This is a genomic window from Paenibacillus xinjiangensis, from assembly GCF_059686975.1.
In genome coordinates, this window is sequence record NZ_JCAALS010000005.1 from 196,041 (window position 1) to 213,737 (window position 17,697).

At 47.7% G+C, this 17,697-nt stretch carries 10 protein-coding genes; all 10 read right to left on the reverse strand.

Annotated elements, in window-relative coordinates; translation table 11 throughout:
* Positions 1-46 precede the first annotated feature (46 nt).
* The 10 genes from AC6ESP_RS07410 to AC6ESP_RS07455 all read right to left on the reverse strand — a co-directional run bounded on the left by AC6ESP_RS07410 (position 47) and on the right by AC6ESP_RS07455 (position 17,690).
* Complete coding sequence (locus AC6ESP_RS07410) at positions 47-4,426, reverse strand: S-layer homology domain-containing protein (protein WP_497096055.1); 4,380 nt, start codon at positions 4,424-4,426, stop codon at positions 47-49.
* A 317-nt stretch (positions 4,427-4,743) separates the two neighbouring features.
* The gene (locus AC6ESP_RS07415) at positions 4,744-5,544 is read right to left on the reverse strand and encodes a carbohydrate ABC transporter permease (RefSeq protein ID WP_497096056.1); all 801 of its coding nucleotides are present in this window, start codon (positions 5,542-5,544) and stop codon (positions 4,744-4,746) included.
* Between the two features lie 54 nt (positions 5,545-5,598).
* A complete protein-coding gene (locus AC6ESP_RS07420) occupies positions 5,599-6,480 on the reverse strand; it encodes a carbohydrate ABC transporter permease (protein ID WP_497096057.1) in 882 nt (293 codons plus the stop codon).
* A gap of 124 nt (positions 6,481-6,604) precedes the next feature.
* Positions 6,605-7,945: an ABC transporter substrate-binding protein gene (locus AC6ESP_RS07425; protein WP_497096058.1), complete on the reverse strand. Its 1,341-nt coding sequence runs from the start codon at positions 7,943-7,945 to the stop codon at positions 6,605-6,607.
* Positions 7,946-8,146: 201 nt separating this feature from the next.
* The gene (locus AC6ESP_RS07430) at positions 8,147-9,736 is read right to left on the reverse strand and encodes a response regulator (protein ID WP_497096059.1); all 1,590 of its coding nucleotides are present in this window, start codon (positions 9,734-9,736) and stop codon (positions 8,147-8,149) included.
* A gap of 14 nt (positions 9,737-9,750) precedes the next feature.
* Positions 9,751-11,544, reverse strand: coding sequence for a cache domain-containing sensor histidine kinase (locus AC6ESP_RS07435; RefSeq protein ID WP_497096060.1), 1,794 nt, complete (start codon positions 11,542-11,544; stop codon positions 9,751-9,753).
* Positions 11,545-11,957: 413 nt separating this feature from the next.
* Positions 11,958-12,752, reverse strand: coding sequence for a YwqG family protein (locus AC6ESP_RS07440; RefSeq protein WP_497096061.1), 795 nt, complete (start codon positions 12,750-12,752; stop codon positions 11,958-11,960).
* 46 nt (positions 12,753-12,798) lie between these two features.
* Positions 12,799-13,416 carry a YgaN family protein gene (locus AC6ESP_RS07445; RefSeq protein WP_497096062.1) on the reverse strand — a complete coding sequence of 206 codons (618 nt, stop codon included), beginning with the start codon at positions 13,414-13,416 and terminating at the stop codon, positions 12,799-12,801.
* A 26-nt stretch (positions 13,417-13,442) separates the two neighbouring features.
* Entirely contained in the window at positions 13,443-16,118 is a 2,676-nt protein-coding gene (locus AC6ESP_RS07450) for a hypothetical protein (RefSeq protein WP_497096063.1), read from the reverse strand.
* Positions 16,119-16,292: 174 nt separating this feature from the next.
* Entirely contained in the window at positions 16,293-17,690 is a 1,398-nt protein-coding gene (locus AC6ESP_RS07455; protein WP_497096064.1) for an aldehyde dehydrogenase, read from the reverse strand.
* Positions 17,691-17,697 lie beyond the last annotated feature (7 nt).

The following is a 17,697-nucleotide window of genomic DNA, read 5'->3' on the forward strand; positions in this document are numbered from 1 at the left end:
GCATAAAAAAGCCGAGCAGAATACATATTCTGCCCGGCTCCTATTATTATTGGACGAACCCTGCTACGATGGCGGCAATCTCCGCTCGTGTGATTCGATCCTGCGGCCGTACCGTACCATCCTCATAGCCTGTAATAATGCCCGCTGCTGTTAGAGCGGCAACGGCTTCCTGCGCCCAGCTGGATACGCTCGATTGATCAGTAAAGGCTGCGCTGCCAGCTTCACCAGCCAAGCCCTGTAATTGTCCTTTAACTGCTCTGTACAAAATAACGAAAGCTTCCTCACGGGTCATGTCATTATTCGGCTTGAATGTGCCATCTGCAAATCCCGTTATGATGCCAGCTTCATGTAGACCCTTCACATAATTGCTGTACCAGGCGTCAGAGGAAATATCTGAGAATGCCGATGAGCCACTGGCTGTATTCATTCCCAGAACTCGATAGACGACAGCGATAAACTCTGCTCTGCTGATCTGCTTATCCGGCTTGAAGCTGCCATCCGGGAACCCTCCCAATATGCCCTTCGTTACCAGACGCTCGATGGAAGCAGCCGCCCAATGACCTATAGTATCATTGAATGCCGACGGCTGCTCGGGCTCTGTAACTCCTCCATTGCCTGGCTCGGTTCCTCCTCCATTATCAGGATCTGTTCCGTTATTGGAGCCTGGGTTCGTGCTGCCATTGGATGCTTTTCTCAACACGGTGAAGGTAAAGGCTCTCGTCACCGATGCTGTGCCATCGGACACAGTAGCTGTCAGCTCAATAGCCTGATCTCCTGATGAGTACGCTGGCCTTGTAACCGCACCACTCTTGCTGACAATCGATTCATTCGAGGACTGCCACATGATCGTCGTTCCATTGGCTCCTGCCGTTGGCAGAGTCAAGTCTGTCACAATAGACTGCTGATTCGTATTGTCTCCCAATAAATCAACAGCAGCTAGCTGATCCGCAGCATGCTGGGGCACTAGCAACGCGAGGCTAGCCAGCTTCCCATCGAGGCCTGTCTTCAGTTCGCTTACTTCCGAAGCAAGAAGAGCTCCATCATAAATCTGGAAGTCTGCAATCATGCCGCCGAAATATGGATCAGATCCATAGAAGGATTTGCCAATAAAGCCGCTGATCCCACTTGTCTGATTAATCTGCTCGAGCGTATAGCTTGTTGTATTCGATGAGACGATGACTCCGTCAATGTACAGCGTCAGCTTGCCCTCTGTTCCAGACATGACAGCTGTTACCAGCTTCCAATCCGCTGAAGCAAGCTCTGCTCCTTTCGCTGATACTTCGTTGCGCCAGCCATCTGTCGCCATGCCTAGACGAGCTGTGTTGTCGTCGCCGTTATATCTCGGAGTCATATACAGATATTGGCTGTCATTGCTGCCTAGAGCGAACAACCATTCCGCTCTGTCAGCTCCGCTCCAATTCACAAGAGCTGACACGGTTACATCTGTTAAACCATCCAATACCCCTTGCGGCAATTCGATATAAGAGCTGGCTTCACCGCCATCGAAGTCGATAGCCGCTGCCGCTGCCGTCTTGATCCATTCTGCCTGGTCAGGATTAACCCAGTGGCCATCCATCGCTCCTACCTGATCATTCACGGTAGAACCGTCCATATCACCCATATCATAATGAAGGAGCAGCTCCGCACCTGATGAGGTTGGAGGTTCAATAACCTCGCCAGTGCTGTCCGTAATAATGATCCAGCTGATCTGAGGATCAGAGCTCGATGCTCCCGCATTGGCTGAGCGATGAACGGTCAGCTCAAGCTTGCCATCCTCCACAGCTACCTCTCCGTAGCTAAGAACGTCACTTGCAGATGTGAACACGTATCCGCTCGTTCGGGTCTCCCCATTCACCATAATATCAGCGATTCGCCGGCCATTGGAATATTGATGCCAAGGGTCATACAAGCCAACATATACATCGTAGCTGCCATTGTCGAGATCGAAGCGGTAGCTCAGATCATCGCCTGAATTGCTCTTCAAATATCTAAGTGCACTGAATATGTTGTCGCCATTCGTACCAGATGCTGCAGTGTTGTCGCCCACATAACCCCATGTCTGGTTGTTATCCAGATCATATTGCTGGTCAATGACACTGCTGTTCAGAACGTTATCCTCGCCCATAAGGGCAATCATATCGTTGTAGTCCCCGGTAGCTGCCCCTCCAGCATGAACGAAATACGCGCTTCCCTTCGGAATAACATACATCTGATGCTCTATCCTTTTATTCGAGAGCTCTGGCAGTATCCCGCTTATTCGCAGCGTGCCCGGCTTATCGAAGGCATCCGGGGCAACCGTCCATTCCATTGCCGTATCCTTGAGCGTTCCATCAGGCAGCGTTACATTCACCGTGTCAGGCAGCACAGGGTCTACCCCAATGGTTGTACTGCCGGGAAGCACAGTATTCATTGTCACCTTGCCCATCTGATCCAGCAGCTCGAGTGACCATTCATCATACCAACGAAGCGCAATCTCATCATCCTGGCCGAATTCAATCGGCAGCCAGATGTAGCGGGAATTGGTCAGATCATTCTTGTTCCACCGATCTCCCATGTAGAGGAATTTGCCGGCAGCTGCATCAATGGGGATGACATGCGTGCTCTGCGAGCCGAATGTCGTCGAGCTGCCAGGTGCTACATCACGCATTGGCTTCCATTCTCCGAATAAGTCGTCCGCAACGGTATATTTGCCGACATTCGGGTCCCAGCCTGTTGCACCTGAAGTAATCATGTAATATTTGCCTTGGTATTTGAATAACGCAGGCGCTTCACGCTGTGCAAGCGGGAAGACGCGGACATAATCCTCTCCATATACCGCCTTGTATTCCGTATCGCGCTCTTCGTTGCCATCCCGGTGCCAGCCTACAACGTCCGTGTAGGAATCATTCAGCTTAGAGATATAGATCGTTAAGTTCTCCTCACTTGAGTAGATCAGATAAGCGGTACCATCATCATCCTTGAACAGAGTCATATCGCGTGCCATACCAGGCTGACTTGGCTGGCCATCGTCCGTTGCACCCTCAGGAGCCCGATCCATGCGGTGGCTCTCTTGATAGACGAAGGGTCCAGTTGGCGAATCGCTAAGAGCATATCCAGCTTCAGCCTTCGCATAATTAGCCTGGGACGTCTCACTTGGGCCATCCGTGTGCATCCACATCACATATTTCCCTGTCTTATCATTGTAGATAACTTTGGGACGCTCAATAATCCGGTCTATGCCGATATCATTCAGAATAGCGGCTTGATCATCTCTATCTCCATACAGCTCTGAGATAAGAGGGTCATTCGTGAAGTCATCCATAGACCCAATGGCTGTAAGCGCGAGTCCGTGATCCTCCCAGTTATAGAGATCCTGCGACGAATAGACTCTGACGCCTCTTGCCGGCAAATATCCATTCGTTTTGTCCTCACCATACCAGTAATAGGTTTCGGTATTATCGTCATATATAATGCCAGCACCATGAGCTTGGATAAGAGCTCCGTTCGTATCTCTCCATACCGCTCCTGGCTTGAATGAATCGTAATGCTCACTAACTGCAAGCTCGGCTATCGCTTGTGATAAAGCTGCAATCGCAGCTCTAATCTGCTCTTGGACAGCAAGCTCTGAGATGTCTGCGCCGCTCTCTTCTAATGATTGCACTAGAGCCTCGCTCTCACCAATAACCTTGTTCAATTGCTCAATGCTGTAAGGAGTGTATGCCGCATTGCCAGCCTCTGCCTGGGCAGCGATGATCCGATCCTCCAGATCTGAGAGTGGAATCGTCGTATTCACTCTAATGACCAAATAATTGATCAGCGGATCATTATAGTTCGTTAAGGTTCCAGTCGAGGGCCCTTGAATGCGGACATCGAGCATCCCACCGGTTACACTAAGCTTCCGATAAGTAACCTCCTTCTCCGCGCCGTCTGCGCCGATAGCGAGATCGCCTCCAGAAACATTAGTACCGTTAAGCAGCAGATTAACGCTTCTGCCGCTCCAAGGGTTCTTGAAGCCGAAGGTCACATCGTATTCACCATCAGGAAGCTCGAACCTATACTCAAGCGCCTTGTCTCTCACTTGTGCACCGTTATAATAACGTAAGGATCCTGACTTCGTTGATGCATCACTAACGCTTGTTCCACTTGTTGGCGTTACAAGTCCCCATGATTTCTGAGTAATCGGGTCGACCCCGTATACCTGCTCCGTAACCGAGCTGTACAGCCCAAGCTTATCAGTGCCTTCTACCGCCCCAGGAGACGTATCTCCCGCATTGACGAAATAAACCATATAATCGTTATCCTTCAGCTCCTGTTCAGTGAATTCGTCGCTGACTGCAGCCGCTGCCCCGGTCCAATCGCTCTCTGCATACGCAGGCACTACTGAGGCTAGTACGGAAGCTAGCATAGAGAAGCATAGAGCCAGAGACAACCATTTCTTCTTTTTCAACAATCGTATTCCTCCCCAATACTAATATTCACTCTATTATGTATACGCTTACAACAACTAGCGTCTAGAGCGTTAAACCGTATATTAACGAAACTGGGTAGATTTCTCAACTGAACAATAGGAACGGTTGTGAACTCGCGCCGCTGCTGGCTTCAGCGTCCTTCTATGTGCACAAATGTTAACTAAGGTTTGATTAGTTCACTGCTCTAATGAAGGAACGTTCCCTCCGCCAAATAAAAAAGCACACCTTCTGGTCATCCATTCAGATAACCTTCCAGAGTGCCTCACTATTATAGACTTGCAGAGCTCTTCTCCTATTACTTCACTGCCGATCCAACCGTAAGTGCGTTCTCTACCTGTTCACTGAACAGCATGTAGATGAGTACAGTTGGAAGACTGGCAATCGTCATCGCTGCCCCCATCGCTCCCCAGTCGGTCGTGAATTGTCCCTGGAAGAACAATAGGCCAAGCGGCAGCGTCTTAAGGCTTTCCTTCGTGATGAGAATAACCGCCATCGTAAATTCATTCCACGAGTTGAGGAAAATAAAGATGACCATCGTTGCCAGCGCAGGCTTAATGATCGGCAGCATAATGCTGAAGAAGGTCCGATAAATGCTCGCCCCATCAATACATGCCGATTCCTCCAGCTCAACTGGAATGCTGCGGAAGAAGCCGTAGAATACCATCGAAGCGAATGAAATGTTAAATGCGATATACGGCACCATCAGCGCACCATAGGTGTTCGCCAGATTCAAGTCCCGCACAAGAATCGCAAGCGGTATCATGATGACTTGTATCGGGATGAACATTCCTACAAGAATGTAGGTATGTGCGATCTTGCTCAGACGCCAGCGCATCCGGGCAGCCGCATAAGAGAATAGGACGGCCAGCAGAATGGAGCCCCCGACAGTTACAACAGCTACAAGAAGGCTGTTCATGAAGTAGACGGGCACATCATATTTGGACCATGCTTCTACGTAATTCTCGAATCGCAGCTTCGTCGGAGGCCCGAAGGGATTCGTGACGAATATTTCATCGTTGTTCTTCAAGGAATAGAATATCATCCATACAAGCGGATATACCGACAGAACCGCATACAGCCACAAAAATATCTGCATGCCTGGGTTATTTTTTCTAAGCTTCATCATCCAGGTCAAGACCGTTCACTCCCTCTAGTAAGAAATCCGTTCTCTAGCGATCAGTCGGTTAATAATTAATGTCGCAATCAAGCATTCAATAACAAGAATCGCTGCTGCGGCGCTGCCATAACCGAACTCTCCAACACGGAATGCAGAACGATACATGAGATAAGTGAGCGTATATGTCGAGGTGCCCGGACCTCCGCTCGTCATAATGTACATGTTGGCAAAAGCGTTCAGTCCTCCTGTAATGGCGAACACGAGACAGAACTTGTAGGTTTCCGCCATCATCGGAATGTTGATCTTCATAATGGCCTGCAGCTTCGTAGCTCCATCGATCCGAGCGGCCTCCATATATTGTTCAGGAACAGACTTCACACCAGCGAGCAGCAGAGCAAAATGATAGCCCATATACTGCCAAGCATTCACGAATGCAATCGCGACAATAGCTGACTTGCTGCTAGATAGCCAGTCCTGCTTATATTCCATCCCTAATAATTCGAATAGCTTATTCATTAGTCCATACTCACCGTTGTAGATGGACAGCCATAGCTGACAGACAACCGTGATCGATAGTACGACAGGTATAAAAAAGCTGATCCGCAATATTTTGCGTCCTTTGAACTTCGCATCCGCGACCGCGAATGCCAGAATCGTGCCTATACCGATTTGAGTAATGGTAATGATAGCTGCAAAAATCAGTCCATTGTATAGCGAGGTAAAGAATAAGCTGTCTTGAAACAATCTCGTATAATTGTCGAACCAGATGAAGGTCCCCTCTGACAAGCCGTCCCACTCATACATACTGCGAATGAACGTCTGTACAATCGGATAAAACACCATTACGGAATATAAGAGAAGGGCAGGCAGTATAAACAAAAGAATAGCTGTCTTATTCCCCAAATATTTGTTCATTTCATCACTTCCTCTGCTGATCTGGCTTGACGCGATTCTCATATGGCGGCTAGAGAGAGCGAGAACTCACCCCGTGATCCGTAAGTGAGTTCTGCCTCTTATCACAACTATTGTGCTGTTCTGATTATTGTGCTGCTGGAATCGCTTTGTTCACATCTTCAATGAATTGCTCTACGCTGTAAGCACCTGTCAGTAAGCTTTGTGATGCATCTTCAATAGCAGCTTTGAACTTCGCGTCAGACAAGCCCCAAGCGAATGAAGTTGTGCTCGTGATTTTAGCAATATCATCAGACAGCTGCTGCATCATCGGAGGATATTCCGTTACGATTGCTTTATCAACCTTAGTCGATACGAGCGGGTTGCCGCGCTCCGTATACTTGTATTCTGCATATTTCAAGGAGATGAATGCCGCGACCTTCGCTGCTATATCTTTATCCTTCGTATCCGGGTTAACCGCATAGCCGCCAGGGCCGCCGCCGCCGCTGAATGCATATTTGCTAGCCTCATAATTAGCTGCATCGATGCCTGGGATGTACATCCAGCCTACTTTATCGCCCAGCTGCTTCGTGGATTCTGCAATTTCCCATTGACCGTTCAAGAACATAGCTGCTTTACCTTGGTGGAACAGTGCTGCTGCTTGATCATAGTTCAGGTTCGTTGCGCCTTTAGGAAGCATGCCAGCTTTCACTAGCTCAATAATTTTCGTCGCTGCATCCTTGTAAGCAGGATCACTTGCGCTCGCTAGACCTTTATCCAGCTTCAAGATGCCTTGCGGCTCTTGACGAGTAACGAACATATCGAATAGTGCAACTGTCGGCCATTTCTCTTTGGCGAAGATGGACAACGGTGTAATGCCTGCTGCATTGAAGGTAGTGACAGCTGTCATCAGCTCATCATAAGTCGTTGGAACCTTCACGCCATTGCTCTCGAACAGCTCTTTGTTATAGTAGAGAAGCATGAATTCATTCCCAGCATATGGGAAAGCGTAAGTATGTCCATCATCTGTTACGAGCGTGTTCATTGTGCTTGGGTACATTTTATCCCGGAAGCCTAAGTCATCTACATATTTATCCAGCTCCAGAATGTTGCCGGATTTCTTGAATGTTGTAATAATATCAAGTCCCGCTTGGAAAATATCCGGAAGATTGCCTGTTGCCGCATAAGTCTTCAGCTTCTGACCATCATCTTGAGCCTGAACCTCAAGCTCCAGCTCCACATTTGGCATTTCCTTCTTCAATTCTGCAACCGCGTAATCATACGGAAGCTTCGTATCATCATCCGCATATTGCGCATAAATACGCAGCTTGACTGGCTTCGCTTCCTCTGTCTTCGTTGCATCTGGCGCAGCTTCTGTCGTTGCTGTATTGCCTTCATTAGCTGTGTTGCTCGTGTTATTGCCATTGGAACCGCAGGCAGCTACGAATAATAAACATAGGCCCATTAGTGCGATAGCAAGCTTTTTCATGGAATGACCCCCTACAATTTTTGTGAAGCAGCAATCTCTTTGTTAGCCCTTAAGTCTGACTCCTGTGTGCTTTCTCTGTACAATACCGAGTATAAAGAACTACTTGGCGTTTGATAATGAAAAAACTGCGTGCTTTTGGTAAAATCCGCAGTTTTTCCATCTACCTATTGTCGAACTCCGTTATATACAACGAAAGAGCCGCTATCCGCGACTCTTCTCGTATTCACTTGGAGAGTATCCGTAGAACTTTTTGAAGCTTTTGCTGAAATAGCCTGAATCATTATACCCAACCTTCTCAGCAATATCGGCCAATCGGATTGTGTTGCGGCTCAGGAGCTCCTTCGCCTGCTGCATCCGATATTGGGTGAGATAATCGCTGACCGTAATGCCAACCTCCTTCTTGAACACCGCACGCAAGTAGCTTGCGTTAATGTACACATGCTGGGCAATCCGCTCCAGCTGCAGGCTCGGATCAGCATAATTGAGCTCCATATAGGCCTTCGCTGCCTTAGCGATTTGGGATGATCGGGTATTGCGATGCTTGCTGTTATACGTAACTGCCGTGCGGAACAGCTCCTTAATCCAGCTGAAGGTGAGCTCTGCCGTCTCGAGCTTGCGGATTTCGTTATAAGGGAAGAAATCATCACCGAAGCAATCCTCAATCGGATGCCCTGATTCCTCGAAGTAGGATAGATTAACCGAGACGAGTCCCATGCAAATAACATAGATATAATCCATCGAGAGACGACGCTCATGTATCATTTGGAATACCTCGTCCAGCTTGTGCTCAATTTCCTCCCAATTGTTCAGCCGAAGCAGAATAAGCAGCTCCTCATTCACCTCCGTTGGGTAAAATGGCTGATTGCCGCTGCTCGGCAACTGCTCCCCATAAGCAATGACACGATCGCTTCCGATAACAAATTTGTTTTGCAGCGCTTCGAGCGCCTCGCTATAAGAGACTGCCACCCCTTTGAACCCCAGCTTACTGCGGCCAACTCCGACCGTAATCGTGAATTTCAAATATTTTTTGATGAGCGAGATGAGCTTTTTGTAGGCTTCCAGGCTCGGTATCTCGTCCACATTCCCGCTTGTATGCTGGATCAGACCTATAATACGACCCTCTGGACCGTTGAAAATCAGATGATTCCCGCTCTCCTCCATCGCTTCATTGAGCACATTGGTCACCGCATATTTCATGAGCAGCCTGTCGCTCACCTTCGCCCATTTGCGATCCATGTGATCGATCTCTATACAGGCAACGACATAGCAGCTTGCGTCTGTGTGAATACCGAACTGCTGCAGTCGCTTGCTCATCTCATCGTCGGACAAGGCATACTCTCGGCTAATGAGCTGACCGAGCAGGCTTTCCTTCATCAGCTCCGTGTTCTCCCGCAGCGTCAGCTTCTCTTCCTGCGCTTTCTGATGCTGCTGCCGCAGCTTCAAGAGTGTGAGCAGCAGCTCATCCTTGGAGAAGGGCTTCAGAATATAATCCTCAACACCGATTTTCACTGCCTTACGCGCATATTCGAACTCATTGTGACCAGTAATCAGCACTACGCTAATAGCGGGATACTCCTCCTTCAGCTTGTCTGCCAGCTGCAAGCCATCCATGAAGGGCATCGTAATATCGACAAGTGCAATATCAGGCTGCTGTTGACTGACTAATTCGAGAGCTTCAAGCCCATTCTTTGCTTCCTGGCTAATGGTGAAGCCAAGCGTCTCCCAATCCAATACGGCTTTCAAATAATCACGAAATATGACCTCATCGTCCACGATCATTACTCTCTGCATAGGTATAGTCTCTCCTAATAGGTTTGATAAGGAAGCTCTACGGTAACGATCGTGCTAGTACCACTCTCACTCTGAATGTGAACGCCGAATGGCTCCCCGAAATACAGCTTAATTCTCTCATTCACACTACGAAGGCCATAACCGACCTGCTGCTGCGGATCTTTCATGCTTACTAAGATCGCCCGCAACCTCTCAGCAGATATGCCCGCTCCATCATCTCTCACAACCAGAATAACCTTATTCTCTTCCAGCCTGCCTGTAATGGTGAGATGACCGAAGCTGCCTTTGTTCTTAAGCCCGTGATAGATTGCATTCTCCACTAATGGCTGAATGGTCAGCTTCGGAATGATGCTGCCTAGAATATCAGAATCAATGTCCATACTGAAATCGAATACATCCGAATAACGGATACGCTGAATGGATAAATAATCCTTAACGCTTCGCAGCTCCTCTTCAAGCCTGATCTGATCCTTCCCTTGACTAAGCGTCACTCGGTAGAAGTCGGCTAATGCCTTGGTCGTCCGCTGGACATCTCGGGTACGTCCCATCTCTGACAAGGTATAGATGACATCAAGTGTATTGTATAAAAAATGCGGCTTGATCTGCTCCTGCATGAGCGCCAGCTCATATTCCCGCTTCTTCCTCTGCTCTGCGCTAATATTAACGAGCAGCTCCTTCACTCTGCCCATCATCGTATTGAAGCCTGAGGCCAGCAATCCGATCTCGTCGCCGGAGCTCACCTCGATCTGCTGATCGAGATTGCCTTCCTTCACCCGCTTCATATGACGGGATAAATGGATAATCGGCCGGGCGATGACATTAGAGAGCAGCCTTGCTGCCAACAATGAACTGACGAAGCAGACAAATCCAATTAGGACGATCAGCAGCGTAATTTTCCTCGTGTCCTCTGTTAACTGATCGTAGCGGACCATAGAAATGAGCTTCCACTCGAAATTCGGAATTCCCGTCCTGACGAGCAGCATTCGTCCAGCGTCCGAAGCTTGTATATCCGTCTTGGACTGCCCGTCCAATACCCAACCTCGCAAAGAAGGCTCCGCAATTGGCTGCAGCACTTCCGCGGATTGCTTGGATGATACGACTATTCCCTGCTGATCCGCTATGAAATAAGAGCCCTCAGCAATCGATCCGATATTCTCATAAATGGAAGAAAATGCGCTCTCACGAATGTTGAGAATGAGATAACCAAGCGGCACGCCTGTATTAATATTCACGATGCGCTTGCCCAGCGTTAGGACCGGCTCGGATGAATCCGTAACCAGATAATCTCTAGTCTGCATAGGGAACCATATGTTAGCGCCATTAGATTGCTGCAATCGCTGCACGATTCCGCTTGATACCGCAAGCTCGGCATTATTCTCTATATTCACGTTAGAACCAAAAATCTGGTTCTGCTGATCGATGAATGCGATTGATTCCACATCGGGGAAGACAATCAGAGCAAAGCTAAGCTGATTCGTAATTCTCGTGTACAGCTGGAGATCCGACACCTGCCTTGCAGAATCCGCTTGATCCTCGACCATCACCTTGTTCAGATTAAGTGTGAGCATATTCGCCGAGCTAACTGCATTAGTCAGCATGCCGTTCATCTGCGTAATAATCAGAGAAGAATTATCGGACACATTATTCACCGTCTTCTCGACGATTGCGTTCGTGTAAATATGGTTGGGCGCAAAGCCCAGAATAAATAACGGAATAATAATAAGAGGCACATAGACAAGTGTAATCTTATTGCGAATTAACCGGTTACGGAACCAATCGAACGGCCTCGGCCGCTTATTCTGACTCATCCTTAGTCCCCCTAGGGCTGCTTGTTCCTACTTTTGTACCATACATAATATAAGGGGTAAGGAAGAGGAATGGCAATTACAATTTGCCGAGTGTAAAACAGACCACTGCGCAGACGAATGTTCTTACGATCGCTGTTGTTTCCGGATGACTTGAACAATAAGCCAAAGTTGTCATCCGGAAACAAAGGCGAACGCTATCGCTTCTTCAGAATCATTCGTCCGCTCCGTTGCCGTCTAAATAAAAAAGCCAACATGCGCTTCAGCGCGTGTTGGCTTCGTACCCGTAGACACTCTCGGGTTCCATATATAGTTTGAGTGCGATTAACGCTGTTTTCCGGCTTATGGATCAGTTTCACACGAGTCCAAGCCGTCTTTAGGTTGTTTTTCGGCTTATTCCACCAGCAGAGCAGTCATTATGTGCACTCCATCGTAACGAATACCTGAGAGAATTGCTTATTGCGTAATTGCTCGGGCTTTATCCAGAAATATAACATTCCTGCATCCCCCCACATCATATGAGCAGCAGCATCCGAATCAATCTGCAGCAGCAAGCAGTAGCCTCCAGCAACATAGCCGCTTTGTATAGCGTTATGATTGCCTAGCAATCTATGCTTGGGATTCACTTCTTGTTTAAATTCCTTACGTACTTGATCCAGAAATTTCTGCCAATACAAATAGAAGTCCTCTCTATTGGCATTCCACCCCATCCCTAAGACCCCCTGAATCTCATAGGTTTCAGAATCTGGAACGGTCCATTCTATCTTTTCATTCAGTGAACAGGCTGAGAAACGCCACTGTTCAGGCACCTCTTCAGGAATTGGTATTCTATTAAAGTCGATTGCGTCAAAATAATACACTTGAACCGAGGAGCCATCATCATAAATGTCGAACATCGCATCCGGATCATAGAAGAAAGACAGCATCCCTTCAGAAGGACAACCATGATCAGCTAGAACCGATTGATCCAGCTCGCTTAAATTCACTTGCCCTAGAAATGACAAATAGGTGTCTCCCCCAATAGGCCATACAAATTGCTGTGGTACATCCGGACAGCCCGCTAGCTTCGTGCTCCCAACAGGAATGTCAGCATCCTCTGCTAGGCTTGAAATCAATCGTATCGAACGTTTTATCATTGGGTCAAATACCGTTCTATACTTACTGAGTCCCGCCTGATCAAGTGCAGCTAGAATTTGATTTTTCTCGGTCATCATTTAGTTCCCCATCACCTTCCCTATTGCTGCTTGCTCAAGACTTCTACTTCTTCTCCACCTTAATTTTCAACAACAGCACGATGTTATCCTGTTCAATCATTTGCTCCAGCTGCTTCTCATCGGTCGGATCAAGAGTCTCTATCGAAGATGACTCTACCTGCCTGTAAAAGGCGAGCGTCCTCTCCTCCCCGGAATGCAGCACGATCTCCTTGTCACTCGTATAACCCCACATATTCGCACCAGTGTCGATCGTTACATCCTCTACTTGCATAAGCCCTGAGCTTGTATCAGGTGAATATAGCAGCAGCTGATCGGTTCCATTATTCCCTTCGATAATGCCGAATCCCATAGCACCCTTGCTTTTCTCGTAGGGAGCCATCCCGTAGGAAAGGCTAATAATCGGTGAGTCCTCCTTCACACCTCTGTTGTATTTCTCTACCCAAATGTAAACCCAGCTCTCATCCGCATGAAGGAGCTCCAGCTGGAAATCGAATAACATACCTAGATTCAACCGTTTGAATGTTTCATCCTCTGCTGAATTGACCTTTTGGTGAATGACAGCTAACGTGTCCTCGCTATATTTCACAGATGCACTGCTGCAGCCTGCTGCTAATAGAGCAGCAATCATAATGGTGAAGATTAATGAAATGGGCTTACTCATCGATTACTCTCATCCTCTTCTATTATCTAATTGTTTATCGGATCTGCTATCAGCAGCCCATTATATTCAGGATAATCCTCCATTTTCTCCGTCTCGAGCGTCCCCAGATCATAAATCTGCCAATCACTGTCCACCAGCTTAAGCTCCACCTCCAGATGAGCTGCAAGTCCGATTGCGTACCACAAATTAAGCGTAAAAGTGAAGCTAATCGTATCCATATCTGTATACCTTGCATCAATCGGATTCCATGCGAAAGCCCTTGAAGGATTACCCTCCTGCTTGCTTACTGCAAAATCCTTCTTAAGCCGTTGGAAGCCCGGATTCGACCAAGCTTTCTCGGTGAACAGATCGCGAAGCTCCTCTTCACTCCATCTTCCTTCAGGGTAATTAATTTCCTCCAGTCCCAGCGCCTGCTCAATTCTGTTCGAATAACGATCTACAATCTCCATCAGCTTCTTGTTCTCTACAGTCCGATTCACAGACTCAGCTACCGTAAGTGTACGACTTGCCATACTCGGCTGAAGCGTCCATTCATATAGGCCATCTTCCAGCAAGGAATGAATAACGATATGCTCTTCCCGCTGCTCTGCCTGTGAACGATCGTCTATTGTAATAAATGGCTCCTGAACTATTCCATCCGGCACAGCATATTGATACGTAAGTGGAAAAGCTTCCCCCTGCTCCGTTACAGCATAAGCAATCACGTGCTTCACAGGATCATCATACCCTCTGCTGAAGCGGAAGCTATCCGGCTGAAACCATATTACGTCATAACCCTCAAATTCAAATATCCGTATAATAGAAGCTGCATCTTCCTGATATAACGATAGCTCCGTTAAAGGAGGCAATTGCTGCTGGTCACCGCTTGCATCTGTGAACATCACTTGGTAAGCTCCATGGTAAGCTAGCTTCCCGCCTGATCTCAGCTCAAGTTCTCCAGCCTCGGACTGAATCTGAAGAGTGCCGTATCGAGACTGACCGATTGCACGAATCACGCCGCCTTCCGTCTCTATGGCTTGTCTGTCATCCTTCCACCACTCGCTTCCTGGCTGTTCTTCCACGAGCTTCCCGCTTATTATCAAGGGCTCTTCAGCTTTAGTCTCTTCGGCTAGCGGTATGAGATGAACATAGTCAATCTTCATCAATGAATCACGATTGTAGATGATCCACTCATTGCCTAGGATGGCAGTAGGAAGTACATGATTACCGTCATCCATATCCGTATCCTTCCAATCCCACGCCATCTTCCGCTGATTCCATCCGAATAGCTGACTGCTGTAGTCCGAGACTAGCTGCATATACAGCCCCGAATCCCCTATAATCGCATGGGCGGTGGTCGGAGGCTGCCAAATAAGCCGCTGCTTCCTATCCACTATAAGAAAGGGAAGCGATCGGAAGGCAAGCCCCTCATGCTTCGTAACAACTTCCGGCTGCATCAGCTTACTGAGCTCTTCTGTTGGTTCATAATCAACGTGCTTGTTTAATTGAATATCATATAGCTTATACGATATGTCAGTCTTCAATGGCTGCCCTTCCTTCATGCTCTGACCCTGAAAATCCTCCAGCCATACCTTCGCATCCTCTGCCCAGCCATATACATTCATTCGGTGATTGTCGCCTGAAGGCAGCTCAAGCGTTCGAATCATCTCACCATCCCGATTGTAGAACTGGATACCCTGTGCGAATACATGTGTTTGATTGTCTGTATAGCTTAGCAATGCTTCATTGCTTCGGCTAAATTCCATGAAAAACATCTGGCTGTCCGAGCTCCATACGATCCCAGGCTCCATAAGCGTCAGCTCACTATCGAAGCTGAACTTCTCGATCGGTCCGCCAAGTTCAGTATCTACAAGCTGGAACATACTAGTTCCATTAGATTGATACACGAATCGGCTAAGATCGGGTGAAGGAAACACAAGCTCACGAGGCGGCTTGCTTCCCAGATCACCATAAGCCGGATACAGATTAGGATATATACGAGCTTCCGTTCCTTCTATCTGCCATAATCGGCCTCGGAAGGAGGACAGCATTAGCGTGCTATATGAAGCATCAGATTCTTCCGACACATAAGAACTTACGAAGAAATCTTCAACTTGCGATTTGTCATCCTTATCCATCACCCACAACCTAGGATTTACAATCTGAATCTCTCCTGTGTGAATGTTCAGCTTAGCTACATCATAGATCAACTCTTGTCCCACAACAGCTGGTCTAATGAATTTGACATGACTATCATCAACTAATGAGAATAGCTTGCTGCCACTATGATGAAGCCTATTCAGCTCATACATCGGATATATGCTGACCTCTAATGTCTCTGGATTCACAACGACCGCATCATAACGTGTGACCTCTAATTGAGAATCCACTCTGGCAATTGCATGAACAACATAGTCCCCTATGCTTACAAACCCAGATTGTGATGGGTATTGCTCCTCATCAAATAGAAGCTGGAACCCCTTCTCCGTCGTACGCACCTGGACAATAAGCTCCGGCATGTAATATTTAGCCTCTTGATAACCAACCGTTGACTCGCTAAGCCCCTCAGGCTGTGCAGTTGACTCTTGAACAACAGTCTTTCTCAGCTGTACTGCCTTCTCCCCTGATATCCATCTGGTCTGTGCGTTCATGGGCCAGATGAGCAGTACGAGTATAAGGCATGTTAGTATGATCGAGGTTATGATGGCCCGCTTGTTGGACATGTCCTTCCCCCTGCTTCTTAATATGAATGAATAGCTGCAAGTATCTAGACGTTAAAATTAGCAATAAGTTACTTATGTTGGAAATTTAGTGCTTAATTCCTATAACAAAAAAGCAGATGCTGCACAAGAGCATCCACTTCATATCTAACTTTGCTGTTTCAATAATAGACAAGCTTAACGCATTATTTTCCGAATAAAAGCAAGCTTCTTATCATTATAGGGAGGGAATAGAGCGGTTAATTTCACTTTAGTCCCTTTGGTAAGAATGCTCCTCTGATGGGAGAAGGTGAGGTAGCTGTAGCTGCCGTGATAGGCTCCAATTCCAGAGCTCCCAACTCCGCCGAAAGGCAGCTCTGGATTCACCAAGTGCATAATCGTATCGTTAATAGCCACACCGCCTGAAGACACCTCCAGCAGCACCTTCTCTTTCACCTGTTTATTCGTCGTGAACAAATACAATGCCAAGGGCTTCGACATGGATTTAATGCCTGCTATCGCTTGATCCAGATTCGTATAGCTCATAATAGGGAGGATTGGGCCGAAAATCTCTTCCGACATCGAAGCTGCTTCCCAGGAGTTCACTTCAATAAGAGTCGGCTCGATATAGCGGGTCTGCGGATCTGTCGAGCCCCCATATACAATGCTCTGCTTGTCCTTCTCCAGAATAGCTTGCAGTCTTGTAAAATGCCGATCGTTGACGATACGGCCCAGATCCTTGCTGCTGCGGGCATCTAAGCCATAGAAGCTCTGAATCGTCCTCTTCATAGCAGCAAGGAGACGATCCTTCACGGTTTCGTGAACGAGCATGTAATCAGGTGCTATGCAGGTCTGGCCTGCATTAAGCATTTTGCCCCAAATAATGCGCGTGGCTGCTACTTCAATATCTGCGCTTTCATCGACGATGACCGGGCTCTTGCCTCCTAATTCGAGTGTGACGGGCACCAGGTTTTTGGCTGCGGCCTCCATGATTATTTTGCCAACGGGGACGCTGCCTGTGAAGAAAATATAATCAAACGGCGCATGTGTGAGCGATTGATTAGTCTCCACGCCACCTTCAACCGTCCGGATATAGGCTGGGTCGAACGTCTCTGCGATCATATCTACAATTACTGTGGAGACGTGAGGCACAAGCTCGGAGGGCTTAAGAACAGCACAGTTTCCCGCTGCAATAGCTCCTATAAGCGGCTCGATTAGCAGCTGGAACGGATAATTGTATGGCCCGATAATGAGAACCGTACCGTAGGGCTCTGTAATAACTTGGCTCTTGGCTGGGAAGAGCGACAGCGGTGTTCTTACGCTCTTCGGCTTCGACCACTTGTTCAGATGCTTGATCGTATGATTCAAGCTGCCCTGCACAAAGCCTATTTCAGTAGAGTAGGCTTCCATCTTACTTTTCCCAAGGTCAATATAGAGTGCTTCCATAAGCTTGGATTCGTAGGCAAGGATTGCTGCCTTAAGCTTCTTGAGCTGCGTGATGCGAAAGGCGATACTGCGGGTTTGATGCGATTCAAAATACTGCTTATGTTCACTCAATAACGCTGCTACATGTGTAGGCTGCAATTCAGTTGACATGCTGGAA